Source organism: Okeania sp. SIO2F4 (assembly GCF_010672385.1).
Lineage (GTDB): Bacteria > Cyanobacteriota > Cyanobacteriia > Cyanobacteriales > Microcoleaceae > Trichodesmium.
In genome coordinates, this window is the sequence record NZ_JAAHGT010001054.1 from 1 (window position 1) to 3,201 (window position 3,201).

Annotated in this window: 2 protein-coding genes; both read left to right on the forward strand. The window is 40.4% G+C overall.

Annotation, left to right across the window (positions count from 1 at the left end; genetic code table 11):
• Positions 1–91 precede the first annotated feature (91 nt).
• A complete protein-coding gene (locus F6K22_RS36960; RefSeq protein WP_293109717.1) occupies positions 92–1,645 on the forward strand; it encodes an ABC transporter substrate-binding protein in 1,554 nt (517 codons plus the stop codon).
• 234 nt (positions 1,646–1,879) lie between these two features.
• On the forward strand, positions 1,880–3,201 hold a 1,322-nt coding region (locus F6K22_RS36965; protein ID WP_293109719.1), incomplete at its 3' end, for a HAMP domain-containing sensor histidine kinase.

The following is a 3,201-nucleotide window of genomic DNA, read 5'->3' on the forward strand; positions in this document are numbered from 1 at the left end:
TACCGAGACAGTTTAGGAATTCAATAGCTATGGGTAGAAAGCAATCAATGTTAAGTTGGAATTTAAGTATCAAAATTGTTACAGACATCTTATGAAAATACTAGGCTACAAAAAAAATCGTCATCAGCAAAGATTATCTAGAGCACTTGTAGCTTTCCTTTTGCTGTTTAATGCAGTCGGTTGTAGTCAAAATAAATCCACTCGAGAAACCGATCCCGTTCCAACTCCAATAGAAAATTCAGTAAAGCTGCAAAGATTTGACGGGATTACCATTACGGTTGCCACCTTCTATAAAATTGGGATAGGAGTTGAACGTCGAGCGCGTGAGTTTGAAGAACTGACGGGTGCTCAGGTTAATATGTTTACGTTTCCTATGAAGGATGTTTTTGCATCCATGCAGCAGGAGTTTGTGAACCAAACCAACAAATATGATGTGCTTGTTTTCTCGCCCAAATGGATGACGGATTTTGTCAAGCCCGGATATTTGGAAAATTTAACAGCTCGCGTCAAAGCAGATAGGCAACTGGAATGGGATGATGTTGCACCTTTTTTCCGCAATTTTATTGCCACCTACAAAGACCAAGTCTATGCCGTTCCTATGGATGGCAATTTTCACATGGTTTATTATCGCACGGATTTGTTTGAAAAGGTGGAGCTTGAGTCCCCACGAACCTGGGATGATTATCTCGCTATTGCCAAACAATTTCACGGGCAAGACCTCAATGGTGATGGTATACCAGACTATGGTTCTTGTATGATGAAAAAGCCAAAAGTCTTGAATCATCAGATATTTTGGTCGGTGGCAAGTCCATTTATCCAAAGTCAAGGAACAGAAGAAGGTGGATATTTTGACCCCGAAACTATGAAGCCATTGGTTAATAACCAAGCCTTTGCCAGAGCACTAGATATTTATAAAGAAACAACTAAATACGCACCGCCAGAAGAATTAAGCTTGGGTGTGGACGAAGCGAGAGCATTGTTCTTAAGTGGACGCTGTGCGCTAACCTTAGATTGGGGCGACATGGGAACATTAGCAATAGATCCAGCCATTTCCCAAATACCTGATAAAGTTGGCGCATCTATATCACCGGGTAGCAAAGAAGTTCTCGATCGCCAGACTGGTAAATTGGTAGCCTGCGATAAATTTACCTGTCCCTATGCCATTGATGGCGTTAACCATGCTCCCTATGGTGCGATGGGTGGATGGGCAGGTGGAATTAATGCAGCGGCAAAACCAGAAGTTAAAGAGGCTGCTTATGCACTGATTTCCTATATGAGCCAACCCGCGCAATCTAATGTTGATGTTACCATTGGTATTACCGGTTTTAATCCTTACCGAATATCACAGTTTACTAACCGTGAACCCTGGTTAAAGGTAGGAATGGGGGAAGAAACAGTTAATAAATACTTAGGAGGTATTGCTGTAAGTTTAAGAAATCCCAACATGGTATTAGATCTACGCATCCCAAGAAATGATTCCTACCAAGGAGAAATTTTGGATAATGCACTCGCCAGTTTTCTCACAGGTAAGATGACTCGTGATGAAACCATGGAACAAATTGAGCGAGAGTGGGATAAAATAACAAATGAAGAGGGACGAGAGTCCCAATTACAATCTTACCAAGATAGTTTAGGAATTGAGTAATCAATTCAAAAGTCAAAAGTCAAAAGTCAAAAGTAATAATTTTCAAGTTAAAAGCTAATGCACAGTTTGAGATTTTCTCTCTTCCTTCCTTGTCTTCCCTGTCTGGACACAGCCAAAAATAATGCACCATTTTAGATGAAACAGTCCAGTAGGGTGCGTTAGCGATATCGAATAATCAATTCAAAATTAAAAATTATAACTTCTAGCTAAAGTCAGCTCAATTCAAAAATAATTATGAATCAAAAGCAATCAATGTTTCGTTGGAATTTAAGTATCAAAATTGTAGCTGCTTATTCAGGCTTAATTGCTTTGATGGCGGGGATACTCACCACTACTCTTTACTGGCAGTCTCGCACAGCTAACCAGAAAGCAATGCGCGATCGCCTATTGGATTTGCTGAGTTTAACAGCGCCAGAAATTGACAGCGACTATCATTCCCTGGTTGTAACACCTAAAGATACTAATAAACCGTTCTACAAGATCAATCTCAAAGAACTCAAAACCGTTCAAGAAGCTAGTAAAGATATCAACCGCATTTATACCCTGCGTCCCCAAAGCAACGGTAAATTTGCTTTTGTCTTAGATGTCTATCCCACATCGAAATCATCAACATTTGTGGGGGAAATAGCAGAGAATGTAACTCCGATTCTCTCAGCAGAAGGAAACACCCTATCCCAATCTAAGGTTGAAAACGATTTTGTGCAGAATGCAGAAGGCAAAAGCTTGTTATATGGATATACACCGATCAAGGATCAATTTGGCCGTCTAGAGGGGATTTTAGCGATCGAATTAGATGCTACTTCAATCCTGCAATATGAACAAAATGGTGCTGCGCGAGCTTTAGGACTTTTCCTAATAATTTTAGCCTTGACGGTTATTATGGTGCGGTGGTTAGCGCGATCGCTGATTGTAGATCGAACCCTCCGCTTAAATGATGCTGCTAAAAAACTAGCTGCTGGAGAATGGGATCAATCTTTATTAACTGAGAGTGATGATGAATTGGGAGAATTAGCCAATTCTTTTAATTACATGGCGGAGCAGCTACAAACCTCATTCCAAAAACTGGAAGAATACTCCCAAACTCTAGAACAAAAAGTTAAAGAACGAACTGTGGAACTAGAGCAAGCAAAATTAATGGCAGATTCTGCCAACCAAGCGAAAAGCACTTTCATTGCCAACATGAGCCATGAATTACGCTCTCCTCTCAATGCTATTCTTGGCTTTGCTCAAATTATGACTCGCTCTCAAACCCTGGGGCGCGAAAATCAAGAAAATGTTGGCATTGTTTATCGTAGTGGCGAACATCTCTTGAGTCTAATTAACAACATTCTCGATCTTTCTAAAATTGAAGCAGGTAAAACTACTCTCAATCCCCAAAACTTTGACCTCCACCGTCTGCTAGATGACATTGATGATATGTTTAAAATCAAAGCAGAGGAGAAAAATCTCTACTTACTGATGGAGTATGAACCCGATCTGCTCCGCTATGTCCGGACTGATGAAATTAAATTGCGCCAAGTGCTGATTAATCTGATTAACAACGCCCTCAAATTCAC